The 14,902-nt window shown below is 40.6% G+C and carries 15 protein-coding genes and 3 tRNA genes; 6 read left to right on the top strand and 12 right to left on the bottom strand.

Features of this window, described 5'->3' with window-relative positions:
- Positions 1–29 precede the first annotated feature (29 nt).
- On the top strand, positions 30–1,979 hold the full coding sequence (locus tag ACNS8M_RS09790) for a DUF4105 domain-containing protein (protein WP_419224803.1): 1,950 nt from the start codon (positions 30–32) through the stop codon (positions 1,977–1,979).
- A 102-nt stretch (positions 1,980–2,081) separates the two neighbouring features.
- Positions 2,082–3,437 (top strand): diguanylate cyclase, encoded by a 1,356-nt coding sequence (locus ACNS8M_RS09785; protein ID WP_168526332.1) that lies wholly within the window; start codon positions 2,082–2,084, stop codon positions 3,435–3,437.
- Between the two features lie 89 nt (positions 3,438–3,526).
- On the opposite strand, the gene folE is transcribed toward ACNS8M_RS09785, so the two are convergent.
- The 5 genes from folE to ACNS8M_RS09760 all read right to left on the bottom strand — a co-directional run bounded on the left by folE (position 3,527) and on the right by ACNS8M_RS09760 (position 7,350).
- Complete coding sequence (gene folE, locus ACNS8M_RS09780) at positions 3,527–4,075, bottom strand: GTP cyclohydrolase I FolE (protein WP_171062567.1); 549 nt, start codon at positions 4,073–4,075, stop codon at positions 3,527–3,529.
- A 93-nt stretch (positions 4,076–4,168) separates the two neighbouring features.
- Complete coding sequence (locus ACNS8M_RS09775; RefSeq protein WP_168526317.1) at positions 4,169–4,858, bottom strand: Smr/MutS family protein; 690 nt, start codon at positions 4,856–4,858, stop codon at positions 4,169–4,171.
- A 15-nt stretch (positions 4,859–4,873) separates the two neighbouring features.
- A complete protein-coding gene (gene trpC / locus ACNS8M_RS09770; RefSeq protein ID WP_168526319.1) occupies positions 4,874–5,680 on the bottom strand; it encodes an indole-3-glycerol phosphate synthase TrpC in 807 nt (268 codons plus the stop codon).
- Positions 5,681–5,701: 21 nt separating this feature from the next.
- Complete coding sequence (gene trpD, locus ACNS8M_RS09765) at positions 5,702–6,748, bottom strand: anthranilate phosphoribosyltransferase (protein ID WP_168417737.1); 1,047 nt, start codon at positions 6,746–6,748, stop codon at positions 5,702–5,704.
- 17 nt (positions 6,749–6,765) lie between these two features.
- Positions 6,766–7,350 carry an anthranilate synthase component II gene (locus tag ACNS8M_RS09760; protein ID WP_168541764.1) on the bottom strand — a complete coding sequence of 195 codons (585 nt, stop codon included), beginning with the start codon at positions 7,348–7,350 and terminating at the stop codon, positions 6,766–6,768.
- Positions 7,351–8,246: 896 nt separating this feature from the next.
- On the opposite strand from ACNS8M_RS09760, the gene glnA reads away from it, so the two are divergent.
- The 4 genes from glnA (at position 8,247) to ACNS8M_RS09740 (ending at position 11,728) form a co-directional block, all read left to right on the top strand.
- Positions 8,247–9,662, top strand: coding sequence for a type I glutamate--ammonia ligase (glnA, locus tag ACNS8M_RS09755; protein WP_171501112.1), 1,416 nt, complete (start codon positions 8,247–8,249; stop codon positions 9,660–9,662).
- A gap of 208 nt (positions 9,663–9,870) precedes the next feature.
- Positions 9,871–10,359 carry a chorismate--pyruvate lyase family protein gene (locus ACNS8M_RS09750; protein WP_154320927.1) on the top strand — a complete coding sequence of 163 codons (489 nt, stop codon included), beginning with the start codon at positions 9,871–9,873 and terminating at the stop codon, positions 10,357–10,359.
- Between the two features lie 14 nt (positions 10,360–10,373).
- Entirely contained in the window at positions 10,374–11,252 is an 879-nt protein-coding gene (ubiA, locus tag ACNS8M_RS09745; protein ID WP_168417739.1) for a 4-hydroxybenzoate octaprenyltransferase, read from the top strand.
- A gap of 218 nt (positions 11,253–11,470) precedes the next feature.
- Positions 11,471–11,728 carry a hypothetical protein gene (locus ACNS8M_RS09740; RefSeq protein WP_168417740.1) on the top strand — a complete coding sequence of 86 codons (258 nt, stop codon included), beginning with the start codon at positions 11,471–11,473 and terminating at the stop codon, positions 11,726–11,728.
- Between the two features lie 13 nt (positions 11,729–11,741).
- On the opposite strand, the gene ACNS8M_RS09735 is transcribed toward ACNS8M_RS09740, so the two are convergent.
- The 7 genes from ACNS8M_RS09735 to ACNS8M_RS09705 form a co-directional block, all read right to left on the bottom strand.
- Positions 11,742–12,185, bottom strand: a complete 444-nt coding sequence (locus ACNS8M_RS09735) for a DUF2726 domain-containing protein (RefSeq protein ID WP_168417741.1) — start codon at positions 12,183–12,185, stop codon at positions 11,742–11,744.
- A 55-nt stretch (positions 12,186–12,240) separates the two neighbouring features.
- Positions 12,241–12,316, bottom strand: a tRNA-Asn gene (locus ACNS8M_RS09730).
- A gap of 116 nt (positions 12,317–12,432) precedes the next feature.
- The gene (locus tag ACNS8M_RS09725) at positions 12,433–12,735 is read right to left on the bottom strand and encodes a hypothetical protein (RefSeq protein WP_168417742.1); all 303 of its coding nucleotides are present in this window, start codon (positions 12,733–12,735) and stop codon (positions 12,433–12,435) included.
- Positions 12,736–12,949: 214 nt separating this feature from the next.
- Positions 12,950–13,025: transfer RNA gene (locus ACNS8M_RS09720), tRNA-Asn, on the bottom strand.
- Positions 13,026–13,031: 6 nt separating this feature from the next.
- Positions 13,032–13,107: transfer RNA gene (locus tag ACNS8M_RS09715), tRNA-Asn, on the bottom strand.
- A 146-nt stretch (positions 13,108–13,253) separates the two neighbouring features.
- Positions 13,254–13,880 (bottom strand): superoxide dismutase, encoded by a 627-nt coding sequence (locus tag ACNS8M_RS09710; RefSeq protein WP_154320925.1) that lies wholly within the window; start codon positions 13,878–13,880, stop codon positions 13,254–13,256.
- 180 nt (positions 13,881–14,060) lie between these two features.
- Positions 14,061–14,819, bottom strand: coding sequence for a Nif3-like dinuclear metal center hexameric protein (locus ACNS8M_RS09705; RefSeq protein ID WP_168541762.1), 759 nt, complete (start codon positions 14,817–14,819; stop codon positions 14,061–14,063).
- Positions 14,820–14,902: the final 83 nt, after the last annotated feature.

Here is a 14,902-nt window from a genome sequence, read left to right as displayed (position 1 = left end):
TTTGCCTATAAAAAACATATAAGATGTCCATGAAATTTTTTGTCTTGTGTACTGCTGCTTTTTTATCTCCTACGGTTTTTGCTTTATCTTCTGAAATATCAACCAGCCTGACTCAACAACTTTCTCCAAGTTCTGTGGCACAAAGGGCTGAAACTTTAGCCACATCTGCAAGCAATTATGTGCAAAAAGCCAAAGATTTGCACTTAGCAGAACAGGTGACTTGGCAGCGCTTAATGTATGCGCAGCAAGGCAAAAGTGAAGTGCAATATGCGGGCTATTTTGTGTCAGAACAAGGTGGAAGCAATTTAGACCAAGAGTTACTTCGCAATGTGCAGGCATTATTTGAAATAGCGCCTGCCAATCAATCGGTGCAGTGTAAATTTCCTGCACGCAGTCGTTGGCTGATTGAACAATTAAATATTCCTCAACAGGACTTAGCACAGGTGCAATGCCCTGAATTGGATGAATGGATTGGGCAAATTAAGCCCTATAAAGCAGTGCTGATTTATGCCACAGACTTTATGGGCAATCCAAGTTCTATGTTTGGGCATACCTTATTGCGCTTGGACCCGAAAGATCAAAAACAATTAAATCTTATATCCTATGCCGTGAATTATGCAGCAACCGTCACTGGCAGTGAAGGTTGGTCTTATGCGTGGAAAGGGCTTACAGGGCAGTATCCAGGTGAATATTCATTAATGCCGTATTACCGTAAAGTAAAAGAATATGGCGATTTAGAAAGCCGTGATTTATGGGAATATGAACTGGCACTGAATGAACAAGAAACCACATTTTTAGTGCAGCACATTTGGGAAATGAAGCATGTGCAATTCCCTTATTATTTTATTAGTGATAATTGCGCCTATCGTTTACTAGGGTTAATTGATCTGGTACGCCCTGAACTGAATTTACAACAACAATTTAAAGTGGCATCTATCCCAATTGAAACGTTGAAAGCTATAGAACAGGAAAACTTAGTTGCCGATGTAGTTTATCGTCCTGCTTTGGAAACCCAGTTATTGGCACAAGCTCGACAGCATGGTACGGCTTTGGCAAAAACAGCGCATCAAGTGGCTGAAGCAGAACCTCAGAATGTTGCTTCAATTTTGAAAAATTACAGCCAAAGCGATCAGGCTAAAATTTTAGAAATGGCCTATGACGATTTATACCTAAAACTGATTGGACGCAAAATTGAAGCTAAACAGGCACAGCCACGGCTTAGACAAATTCTAAGTTTAAGAAGTCACATCAATTTAGAAAAACAACGTCAGGATGCTCCGCGCCCTCAGGTTGATCCTGTACAGGGGCACGATGCACGAACTGTTGCGGTACACACAGGCGAGGTGCAAGGGGAGCACTTTATCGAATTGAACCATCGTCAGGCGTACCATGATTTACTCGACCCACAAGGCGGTTTTCGTACAGGGACGCAGCTGAATTTCTTAGACCTATCCTTACAATACCGTGAAGAGCGTTTAAAACTGAATCAGTTAGATGTACTTTCGGTGAACTCTTATAACCCAGTCACGCCATTTAAAACACCGCTCAGTTGGGGCTTTAATTTTGGTTGGCAGCAAGAAGCATTGAATTCACACGGAACTTTTAGTGAAACTGAGCAGCATGGCGTGATGAGCATCAAGACCCAGTTTGGCTATAGTTTGGCTAGTCAGACGCGTGAGCATTTATGTTATGCACAAGTGCAGAATCATATTCAAGCTGGAAAGGCTTTAGATAAAGGCTGGCGCGTGGGCATTGGCCCGACACTGGGTTGTCAAAATATCTGGTCAAAACGTATTAATAGCCTTGTTCAAGTGGAATTGCCGTATTGGGAAGATTCACATCAATGGCAATTTAAATTGAATAGTCAGTTTCAATATATGTTTCATCCACAACATGTTTTACGTTTGGGGTGGGAATATCAGCAACAAGACAAAAAGAACTGGGATAAGACTAGTTTAGGTTATGTGCATTTTTTCTAAATTGGCTTAATGTGACATTGTTCGCGTTTAGATAAAATTTAATTGAGTTATCCTTCAAATTCGTTAGAATTTGAGCGTTTAGATGGCAGTTGGATGGTTGGGATGTATCAAGAGTGTAAGCGTGAACTGGCAGATCAGTGGAAAATCGTTTGTGAGCAATATAGTCAAGCTGATTTAGAAGCTACATTTCAGTTCGTTCAAACCCATGCTGATGCTTTTGTACTTGAATTTTATCAACAAATGTTATTGGAAGAACAAGCTTTAGAGTTTCTTTCCGTTGAAATGGTACAAAACCGTTTAAAAAACTCATTACATCAATGGTTAGTATCTAGTTTTGAAGTACCATTCAAACAAAATTATTTAGAAATTGTTGAAAAGCAATTTAAAGTGGGTGATGTGCATGCGCGTGTGCATATTCCATCTTGGATGATTCTTCGTGGTGTGCGCATCATTATCAAAAAGGCCTTAACTTTTTTGGCCAATGAGCCTTATACCAATTTAAACCAAATTAATTATTTGTGCCAAATTCTGTGTTTTGCCACCGAAATTATGTGTCGTTCTTATGAACTTAAAGTAGAAGTTCATAATGATATGAAACATACCTACCGCTTATTTTCTGCAATGCAGGATGTTACCGTGCAAAAAGATCGTCAGCGCGGTACATTATTGGATTGGGAAAATGAGCTCATGTTTCAGGTTGTATCAGACCACAGCAAACTGACACAGCCAATTTTATCTAAAACTGAATTTGGTTTATGGTTTATTCATAAAGCTGCTTATGCATTTTCCAATACTGAGCAGGTCGGTACAATTACCGATCGCATCTATCAAGTTGATGAATTAATTGAACAAATTAAGAATTCTGAAAGCCAATCCCATGCAGTTGAAATGATTCAGTTGATCCGCGCTAAAAACCGTGAAATTTTACATTTGATTGATCAAATTTTTCAGGTTTCAGAATATATCAACTCAGGGAATGATGCTTTAACTCAGTTACTGAATAGACGTTACTTAAGTACTATTGTGGCGCGTGAAATTAACTTTGCGCGTAAAAATAATACACCGCTGACTGTGCTTTCCATAGATGCTGACCATTTTAAATACATTAATGACCGTTATGGACATGCAGCTGGCGATGAAGCCTTACAATTTTTGGCAGATTCTATTTTGCAATATACCAAGGGCAGTGATTATGCATTCCGTATTGGCGGTGAAGAGTTTTTACTTTTACAGGTCGATACCAATGTAGAGCGAGCGTTAAAAGTCGCTGAAAATATTCGTAAACGGGTTGCGGACAGAACGGTCAATACTTCTACTGGGGCGAGCTTTAATTTCACCGTTAGTATTGGGGTACATGAATATGATGGTCACCCAGACTATCAACGGTTCCTAGATGCAGTAGATAAAGCTTTGTATGTCGCCAAAAATAATGGGCGTAATAATGTTTATATGGGCTAAACATATAGCTAGACACTAAAATGCAAAAATCCCGAAATCAATTTCGGGATTTTTTTATGTAGGCTTGATCTATTTAGAGCAAACGTCATTTAAAAACTTTCAGGCACTGCACTTAAAAACTCACGACGTGCTTCTTTGTCGGTTTTAAAATCTCCCACAAAAGACACGGTACGTGTGGTTGATTCCTGTTTGCCTACACCGCGCATCATCATGCACATGTGGGCTGAATCAATGACTACAGCAACTCCGCGAGCTTTGGTCACTTCAGCTACAGCTTCAGCAATTTGCTGAGTCAGGTTTTCCTGAATTTGCAAACGACGAGCAAACATTTCGGTAATGCGGGCAAATTTAGACAAGCCCAATACATTGCCTTCTGGTAAGTAGGCAATATGCACACGACCATAAAATGGCAATAAATGGTGTTCACATAGTGAGTAGAACTCAATATTTTTAACCAATACCATTTCACGATTGTCGGATGGAAACACTGCATTATTGGTGACTTCGGCTAAAGTTTGGCTATAACCCGAAGTTAAATACGAAAAAGCTTTAGCAGCACGCATCGGCGTATCTTTGAGACCTGGACGATTAAGATCTTCACCAACGGCGGTTAGGATGTTTGCGTAGGATTGCTGCATAGACATAAGACGTGTTCACTTACACTGATATTGAACAAGGACGGCATTGTAACAGAAAACTATTGCAATGCCCTGTTTAAAAGATGAATCCGATTACTGTTTAAACTTTGGGTTCTTTTCACTGCGTTTAAGCAACACTAAAACCGCACCTGTACCACCTTGTTTTTCAGGCGCACTGACAAAAGCCAAAACATCTCGATGCTGACGCAGCCAACCATTCACATAGGTTTTTAAAATGGCTTCAGGGCCTTTACCATGTACAATTTTAATCACGTTCTGGTTTTCATCTTTGGCCATTTGAATGATTTGCAACACCGCAACTCGCGCTTCTTCTACAGTACAGCCATGTAAATCTACAGCTTCAAACCAGCGTAAGTTGCCTGCTTTTAAATCTTCAAAGACTTTATGCTGTAGGGTTGCAATCCGATAACTCAATGCAGCCTGACTACCAACAGGATTCAGCATGGCTTGCGTATCGGACAACAAAGTTTCATCTGTTTCCATTGGCCCCATTGCTGCAGCACGTTTGGCCAGTGTTTGTGCATCAGGCTTTTTTCTGGCAGGTGTTTCAAGTTTAGCAATATTGCCCGCATCCATTTTTTGGACACCTTGCATTTGCTGATGAAACAATGCCAAATCATCTTCCTGCTGTTGCTCGGGCGTCTGAACTTTGGGTTCAGACGGTTTGGCAATAGGAGCAGAATGAGGCTGAGTGATTTGCTTTTTAAAAGACTTCAGTAACTTGTACTGTTCTTTAGAAAGCGAGGAATCATGTTTACTCATGGTACTTTGAATGAATTAAAGATTTTCAGGCTGACCAAACAGTGCTTGAAAGGCAAGGTCTGGACGTTCTTGTTTCATAAAGCTTTCGCCTACCAAGAAACTGTGAATATCGTGTTCCTGCATCATGCGTACATCTTCAGGAGTCGTAATACCACTTTCTGTAACTAAAAGGCGAGAAGGGGACAAAAGATTTTTTAAACGCAACGAGTTATTTAAATCGACCTGAAAGGTTTTTAAATCGCGGTTATTGACCCCTAAAATGCAGCGTTCAGACAGTTTTAGTGCACGTTCGAGTTCGCTTTCATCATGCACTTCCACCAATACATCTAAATGATGTTCAAACGCCGTTTCAGACATTTCTTGCAATTGCTGATCAGACAAACAAGACACAATGAGCAAAATACAGTCCGCATGCAAAGCACGCGCTTCAATCACGCCATAAGGGTCAATTAAAAAGTCTTTGCGCAGGGCAGGTAGGCTGCAGTGCGAACGGGCAATTTGAATATTTTCATCTGCACCCTGAAAGAAATCTATATCTGTGAGTACAGATAAGCAGGCAGCACCTGCGGCTTCATATTGTTGTGCAATTTCGGCAGGATTGAAATTTTCACGAATGATGCCTTTAGATGGAGACGCTTTTTTAATTTCGGCAATTACAGCAGGGCGTTTGCTGTGCAAGGCTTGTGCAAAGCCACGTACAGGTGTTGCTGCACGTGCCAATTCTTCTAAGTCTGCATAACTACGTTGCTTCAGACGCTCGGCAAATTCTTCCTGCTTACGTTCTACAATTTTACCTAAAATTGTATTTGTAATATCAACCATGATGATTCTTCCTAACCTGTCTTAAGCTTCATACTGTTTAAGCGTTTTGGTAAATTCAGACAACACGCCCATTTTTTCCAAAGCTTGTCCACCATAAATAATGTCATGTGCCAAAGCCACACCTTGTTGGTAGCTGTTGGTCAAGCCTGATACATAAATACCTGCACCTGCATTGAGAGCAATCATATTGGCCGCTTTTTCGCCTTTGTCAGACTTGTTTTTACCTAAAGCATCTTTAATCAGTGCCAAGCTTTCAGCAGAGTTCTCTACAATCAGCCCCGTTAAGGTTTGAGATTCAATACCAACACTTTCAGGTGTGAGTTCCCATTCGGTAATTTCACCATCTTTGAGTTCTGCAACATAAGTACTCGAAGCAAGGCTAATTTCGTCTAAACCGTCTTTAGAATGCACGACCATGACATGTTCAGCACCGAGCTGCTTCATCACTTCTGCAATTGGACGGCACAATTCATTACTGAATACGCCAATCACGAAACGCTTCACACCTGCAGGGTTAGTCAGTGGGCCAAGCAGGTTGAAAATGCTGCGAATCCCCAATTCTTTACGTGGAGTCACCGCATATTTCATGGCTTTGTGATGATTTGGTGCAAACAAGAAACCCACGCCCATTTCACGAATACAGCGTTCAGTTTGTTGCATATTTAAATCAAGATTAATGCCTGCTTGTTCTAATAGGTCAGATGAACCTGATTTCGTGGAAACACCACGGTTACCGTGTTTGGCAATAGTTGCGCCTGCAGCAGCAATGACAAAGGAAGATGCTGTAGACACATTAAATAGGTTTTGACCATCACCGCCTGTACCAACAATATCCACCAAATACGGAATATCGCTGACATCAATTTTAATGGCAAATTCACGCATCACACGTGCAGCAGCAGTAATTTCATCAATACTTTCGCCTTTTAAGCGTAAGCCCATCATTAACGCACCAATTTGGGCATCAGTTGCTTCGCCCGACATGATGGCACGCATCACATCTTCCATTTGTGGCTGAGTCAGATGAATTTGTTTAGTAATGTGGTTTAAAGCTTGTTGAATATTCATGGTATCTGACTCGTTCATTAGGCGTAAATGTCCAAAAAGTTTTTAAAGATTTGATGTCCGTGTTGGCTCAGGATCGATTCAGGGTGAAATTGCACGCCTTCTACAGGCAAAGTCTTATGTTTCACACCCATGATTTCTTCCATCGAGCCATCTGCTTCGTTAGTCCAGCAAGTGACCTCTAAACAATCAGGCAAAGTCGCCTGATCAATCACTAAAGAGTGGTAACGGGTTGCAGAAAATGGTGAAGGCAGGTTGCTAAAAATACCTGTATTACTGTGATACATATCCGACAAACGACCATGCATGACAGTTTTAGCGCGCACAATGTTCCCACCAAAAGCTTGTCCAATACTTTGGTGGCCTAAGCACACGCCCAGTAATGGAATTTTGCCTGCAAAATGCTGAATGGCAGGAATAGAAATACCTGCTTCAGAGGGAGAACATGGACCTGGACCAATCACCAAATACTTGGGTTGCCATCGCTCAATGTCTTCTAATGTCACGGCATCATTACGAACGACTTTTACTTCCTGATTTAACTCGCCAAAATACTGGACGATGTTATAGGTAAAAGAGTCATAGTTATCAACCATTAAAAGCATGAGCTAACCTATTGAAATTTAAACACTAAATGTGTTGGTGAGTCTAAGATAATATGCTTTATTCCTACGCCTATAAATGAGAAAGGACTTTGTTTTTCTTGTCGAAAAGAAGATGGAATAAGAAAGCGCTTATCATCATAGCAAAAATTAAGCATTTTCTGCGGACTATTTATATGATAATCGCTGTTAAGGATTATCAGCAGAGTGCTGCATTGAATTTTTTTTAAGGTGAATTGAGTGGTATTCAATCTTTTAAGAAAATAAACGAAAGCAATTTTCTAGTAAATCAAAAATTGTTCATCGGGCTGTCATAGACAGGCTACAGACTATATGACTGTACTGATAAGATTGTTGTTGTGTTAAAAAGTTGCATCTTCTATGCGTAAATATTGAAAGGCTAAGCCAACTAAAACTTTAAAAACGTCAAAGAAAATATTGATGCTTGCTATGCTGTTTTTACGTGGATGTCGCTTAGAAATTAGGTAGGTTTATAATTTTTAAAGTATGTTGTTATTTTAGCTGAATAAAATAACAACATTTGCAGCACGCAATTTATTAGATAGAGCAATCATTATATAGATCATAACGATTACTGCCGCGAATTGAGCGAGTTTGACTGGTATTTTTAGTGGCACAGTTGCAGAAGCTTACAAAAAAATGCACTAAAACAGTGCTTTGTTTTGGCGTTTTTTATCAAATCAAATGAACAGTGTTTGAATATGGTGCAATTCGTATTTCTGACAGTATAATAGTGTCAAAGTAAATTATTTAAATGATGTGTTCTCATACGGAATTCATGGTTTTAGCATTGCTTTTAAAAGTTGGTACGCTAATTGCTTAATAACTACCAACTACTAACACGCACTTTCGGGTGCAACAAAAAACATCGGAGCAAAATGAGCATGGCGAACAAGGTCCTTCAACTCATCCAAGAAAGTGGTGCAAAATGGGTCGATTTCCGCTTTACAGATACTAAGGGTAAAGAGCAGCACGTAACTTATCCTGCAGACAGTATCGATGAAGATACTTTTGAAGACGGTAAAATGTTTGATGGTTCTTCAATTGCTGGCTGGAAAGGAATCGAAGCATCAGACATGATCTTACGCCCAGATGCTGCAACTGGTTTCATTGACCCGTTCTTTGCTGAGCCAACAGTGGTTGTGACTTGTGATGTCATCGAACCATCTACAGGTCAAGGCTATGATCGCGATCCACGCTCTATTGCTCGCCGTGCTGAAGAATATTTAAAATCTACAGGTATTGGTGACACGGCTTTCTTTGGTCCTGAACCAGAATTCTTCGTATTTGACGAAGTAAAATGGGACATCGATATGTCTGGCGCGCGCCATACATTAATCGCAGAAGAAGCAGCATGGTCTACAGGTAAAGACTATGAAGCAGGTAACTCAGGTCACCGTCCACGTGTGAAAGGCGGTTACTTCCCAGTACCACCAGTAGACTCTTCTCAAGACATGCGTGCAGATATGTGTGCAAAAATTGAAGAAATCATGGGTCCTGGTCGTGTAGAAGTACATCACCACGAAGTTGCTTCTTGCCAGTTAGAAATTGGTGTGAGCTTCAACACAATGGTGCGTAAAGCAGACGAAGTGCAACAGTTCAAATATGCAGTTTGGAACGTAGCACATCAGTACGCAAAAACAGCAACCTTTATGCCTAAACCAATGGTTGGTGATAACGGTTCAGGCATGCACGTACACATGTCAATTTCTAAAGACGGTAAAAACTTGTTTGCTGGCGATGAATATGCAGGTTTGTCAGAAATGGCGTTGTACTTCATTGGCGGTATTATCAAACATGCTCGCTCTTTGAATGCGTTAACTAACCCTTCTACAAACTCATACAAGCGTTTAGTACCGCACTTTGAAGCGCCTATTATGTTGGCTTACTCAGCACGTAACCGTTCTGCGTCTATCCGTATTCCTTACGTGTCTAGCCCGAAAGGCAAACGTATTGAAGCACGTTTCCCTGACCCAATGATGAACCCATACTTAGGTTTTGCGGCATTGTTGATGGCAGGTCTTGACGGTATTCAAAACAAGATTCACCCAGGTGAAGCAGCAGACAAGAACTTGTATGATCTTCCTCCTGAAGAAGAAGCAAAAATCCCAACTGTGGCACACAACTTAGAAATGGCGCTTGATGCATTAAAAGAAGATCAAGACTATTTATTAAAAGGTGGTGTATTCACTAAAGAGATGCTTGATGCTTATATCGAGTTGAAAACTGAAGATGTACGCCGTTTGAACACGACGACTCACCCAGTTGAATTTGATATGTACTACAGCTTGTAATACAACGCACATCTCGAATTTAAAAACCCGCTTCGGCGGGTTTTTTGATGTGTACTTGATTGATTAGTGCAGTGGTGCTTTCATAGTCTTTATCAAAATATAAGAATTCACCTGATTTTTTAAGATAATTGCATTGAATTGAGCGATAGGTCACAAAACTTTGCCTGATTTTGGGCTACACTAGGCTATCTTGTTAAGGTGGCGGAACATGCGAACACAGCCTATTTTTCCCAAGCAGGCAGATTTGCCTTCTGAATTAAAAACATGGCTCTATGCAGCAGGTTCTCTGACTCAACAACTGACCCAATTAGCAGGCGGACACTTTAAAGTCGAGCCGCTGCAACAATCTTATCAACGCTTAAATTTACAAGATGCTCAGTGGATGCAAATGCCACATTGGCACACTTCATGGGTGCGTGAAAGCTATTTATATGGCTGTGATGCAGAGCCTTGGGTTAAAGCCAAAAGTATTTTCCCAATTCTAAGTGTGCAGGGCAAAGCTCGATTGTTTAAGCATATTGGCAATAAACCGATTGGCTGGTTTTTGTTTCAGCGCACGAATCCTTTATGCCAAAGACGTGTGGTGTTACTGGAAGAGGGCTGGACACGGCAGAGTTGCTATACTTGGCATGGCTGTAAATTTATTGTGCAAGAAACTTTTTTACCGCGCTTTGAGCAATTCATTCAACAACATTAAGATACGAGAGTGGCATGGCATTGGCACAACAGATCACGTGGCGTGAGCGTTTAGAAGCATATTATTATCTGTGTCGTTTTGATAAACCTATTGGCACCGAATTAGTCTTTTGGCCAACTATGTGGGCATTGTGGATTGCCAATCAGGGGATGCCTTCTATAGGAATACTTATTCCAATGATTCTGGGCACAATTTTTATGCGTGCTGCAGGCTGTGCCATTAATGACTTCGCCGACCGTAAAGTAGATGGTCATGTGGAGCGTACCAAAACCCGACCTTTGGCCACAGGCGTGATTAGTGCCAAAGAGGCCATTTATGTATTCTTAGGTTTAGTGGCACTCAGTGCTGCTATGTTGTTGTTTTTACCGATTGAAACGTTTTACTGGTCGTTTGGGGCATTATTCTTAGCGTTTATTTATCCGTTTATGAAGCGCTATACCCATTTACCGCAAGTGTTTTTGGGTGCAGCATTTTCATGGTCTATCCCTATGGCTTATACCGCTGTTGGGGTTACACCTGATTTAACGTGTTGGTTACTGTACTTTGGTAATTTGGCATGGACGGTAGCGTATGACACGCAATATGCCATTACAGACCGAGAATACGATTTAAAAATTGGGGTGAAATCTACCGCAATTTTGTTTGGTCGTTATGACATTCAAATCATTTCATTGTTACAGGCTGTCAGTGTGTTATTAATTGGTACAGCACTGTGGCTGGAAAGTTTACTGATTCCATTCGGCTTAGCTGCATTATTGGTGGTGGTGGCAGACTTTATATATCAATGGAGCAAAACCAAAGATAAAGACCCGCAACGCTGTTTTTGGGCATTTCGTCATAACCGTTGGGTAGGGTTGATTATTTTTGTTGGCATCGTGCTGGCTTTAATGTAAATACTTTCACTTAAATCATCTAAAAAAGCATCTGATGTGATTGTTACTCAGATGCTTTTTTTATTGTGATCTCTAAGGCTGAGTGGTCCTGGAATGATTGAACTCGTATCGTGATGAATAGGTAACCGTGCATACGCATGAAAGATAAAAATTTTGTGCAGGCAACTGATTTTGTTATATTGAGCATCATTTTGATGAGTTTGAAGTAGGAAAACGCCATGTCACGGTCTGAACAGCAATCACCTGAAAAAAAGCCAAGTCTAAAAAAGATGATTCTCTTGGCCAGTCTAGGTTTGCTGATTCCTATTTTCTTAGTCAGCATGGCATTTCTTGCTGTGAATAGTGATGCTAAAAATCAGGAAAAATATAAACAACAACAAGCTGAAATGATTGCCCGCATTGAAGCGCGTGAAGCTGCAGAAAAACAAGCGCAGCAGGCGAGTCAAACTGAAGCGGCTTCAGAAGTTGCGCCTTAACACTACGGGTATTTTAATTTAAATCTTGTTGTAGTTGTCTGATACTCGGAATTTCGGTGTATCGGACAACACGATAGCCCGCTTCATGGAACATTGCATCACGTTCAGCATCTTCCTGTTCTTTACCAATATGCGAGGGGTCATCTAGCTCTACAATTGCGATGACTTGCAGCTCAGCATTTAAAATTACAAAATCAGTCACTTTGCGGTTAAAGAGCGCACGAATTTTATAATGAGTGTTGGTGATTAAGGCGCTAAAAGCTACTTGTGCCAGTACATGATGCTCAGGAAAAGCCTGTTTTAAGCGCATAAACATTCTGCGCTCAAAGGCAGTCATGATCGGTTTGGGATAAAATTTTTTCTTGGGAAAAAATAATTGCTGTACCAGTAAAAATAGCAGTGCGACACTGGCAAGGCATCCAATCACAAAGAAGGTCGATTGACTTGATGTAAACACGTGAAAATCCACAGCCATAAAAAAACCCACTCAAATGGAGTGGGTTTTTAGAATTTGGCTCTCCCACCTGGGCTCGAACCAGGGACCTGCGGATTAACAGTCCGTCGCTCTACCGACTGAGCTATGGGAGAATCTGACAGGCATTCTATGTGTCTAACTGGTTGGGGTCAAGTCAGAATTGAAAAAAAAGCGTTAAAAAGCAGATTAATTGCTTTAAAAATAAGCGCCTAGCCAGTTTTATAGCACTTTAAAGTGACCGAATCGCTTTTATATAATCTTCACGTGATTGTAGCGGATTGGCTTGACGGCAGGCTTGTATCAATTTCAGCATCTCTTGTTGCGTCATGTCGGTTTTGATCTGACTTTGTATTTGTTTTAAAGTGGTTTGCTTATGGGTAGGTAAATCTCGACTGCATTGATATAGGCGTTCGTACATAAGCGCAGCAGCAGTTTTATTGCTTTCAGATTTTTGCGTACATTGGAAAATTGCAAAAATCACCACAATAAGAATGGCCCAAAAAATAAGTGATTTTAACCAAGGTGCTTGCATGGGTTTTCAAATTTTATTGTTGTAGATGATTTAAGTTAGCGAAAAAAAGTATTGCTCACAAGTATCGACTAACGCTCTTTACAGCTTATGTTATTGTAGTGATGCTTGCTGATGAATCTTTGGATTTGGCTTGGCCATTTTTTTTGTTGCGATGATCCTGATTGAAAGCACATAAAAAAAGCCCACGTTATGATGCGTGGGCTTTTAAGAATCTTGGCTCTCCCACCTGGGCTCGAACCAGGGACCTGCGGATTAACAGTCCGTCGCTCTACCGACTGAGCTATGGGAGAATAGATTGGCTCTCCAACCTGGGCTCGAACCAGGGACCTGCGGATTAACAGTCCGTCGCTCTACCGACTGAGCTATTGGAGAATCTGAGGGGCATTTTAGGGATGAAAGTTAAAGTCGTCAACACGTTCAGCATCATAAATGCATTGTTTGCTTTATAAATATGCATTTGATGCCCAAAAATAAAAAAACTGCCCATAAAGAGCAGTTTTTCTATAGAAAAATAAAAATTATTTTTCTACACCAGCGTCTTGACCAGCATATTTAGCATTTGCATAGTCCCAGTTCACTAGGCTTTCTAAGAAAGTTTTGATGTAAGCAGGACGTGCGTTACGGAAGTCGATATAGTAAGCGTGTTCCCAAACGTCAATTGTTAACACTGCAACTTTGCCGTGCGCCATTGGAGTGTCAGCGTTTGAAGTTTTAAGAATAGAAAGTTTACCATTCACTTCGTCTGCAACTAACCAAGCCCAACCTGAACCAAATTGAGTGGTTGCAGCAGCAGCAAATTCTTCAGCAAATTTTTCGTAAGAACCGAAAGCTTCGTCAATTTTAGCAGCCAAAGCACCAGTCGCTTTACCACCACCATTTTTCGCCATACAGTTCCAGTAGAACGTGTGGTTCCAAACTTGTGCAGCGTTGTTGAATACGCCAGCTTTAGCTGCATCACCCGCAGTAGCTTTAATGATTTCGTCTAAAGTTTTACCTTCAAGCTCAGTACCTGCGATTAGGTTGTTTAGATTTACCACATAAGTATTGTGGTGCTTGTCGTGGTGGTATTCTAAAGTTTCTTTGCTGATGTGCGGAGCAAGATCTTCATAACCGTATGGTAAAGCCGGTAAAGTAATCGTTGTCATGTTTTCAATTCCTTGCATTTTGCTGGGTTTTAACATTAAGTGGCTCTATTGTAATAGATTTCAAGCCAAATTGCGCATTGTGTATAAATAACAATACAGAATAAGTCCTGAATGTATACATCTAAAGACCATGTCAAACACAGATGTCATTTATGTGAAACCGTAGAGTGCAACTAGGCATTAAATCGGATTATTTAATTCGAAATAACTATACTCAATATTAAACTGTTCTGAAATAGCTTTTGCGAGACGTTGCACGCCATAACGCTCAGTTGCATGGTGTCCGCAAGCGTAATAATGCACGCCTAATTCTTTAGCTTCGTAAAAGGTTCGCTCACTGACTTCACCCGAGATAAATGCATCACAGCCTTGTTCTGCCGCTTTGCTAATAAAATCTTGTGCTGCACCTGTGCAGAACCCGACTTTTTGAATGTGGTTTTTTTCAGCAGGAAGATGAATCGTATTAAAACCTAAACGTGCTGTTAAATAGTCGCGAAATTCTGTTGCACTCATGGCTTGTTGTAGAAAACCAATATTACCAATAGGATGACGTTCACTTGGGTCTAATGCTTGCAGATTTTCTAATTGTAAAAGTTCTGCAATGGCAGCGTTATTGCCTAGACTTGGATGTGAATCTAGCGGTAAATGATAGCCGACCAAAGAAATGTCATGCTGGATTAAACTTTTAATGCGTTTACCACGCATACCTGTAATCGGGTAGGCTTCACCTTTCCAGAAATAGCCATGATGCACCAAAAGTAAGTCTGCATTTTGGGCAATTGCGGCATCAATTGCATCTTGCGACGCAGTGACTGCGCATAAAATTTTATGCACTTCAGGCTTACCTTCAATTTGTAATCCATTGGGTGCATAATCTTTAAATTCATGCGTACTTAAAGTTTGATCACACCAGTGAATAATGTCTTTTAATTGCGCCATAACTCTCTCAAATTGCAGATTTTTCATTTATATCAAAACATATTTTGTATTGTAACTAAAGCAAGACAAAACTCTTCAGCTTT

It is taken from the genome of Acinetobacter sp. A2, assembly GCF_048537555.1.
GTDB lineage: Bacteria > Pseudomonadota > Gammaproteobacteria > Pseudomonadales > Moraxellaceae > Acinetobacter.
Note: the sequence above shows the minus strand (reverse complement) of the source record. Positions and strands in the feature narration are given on the sequence as shown.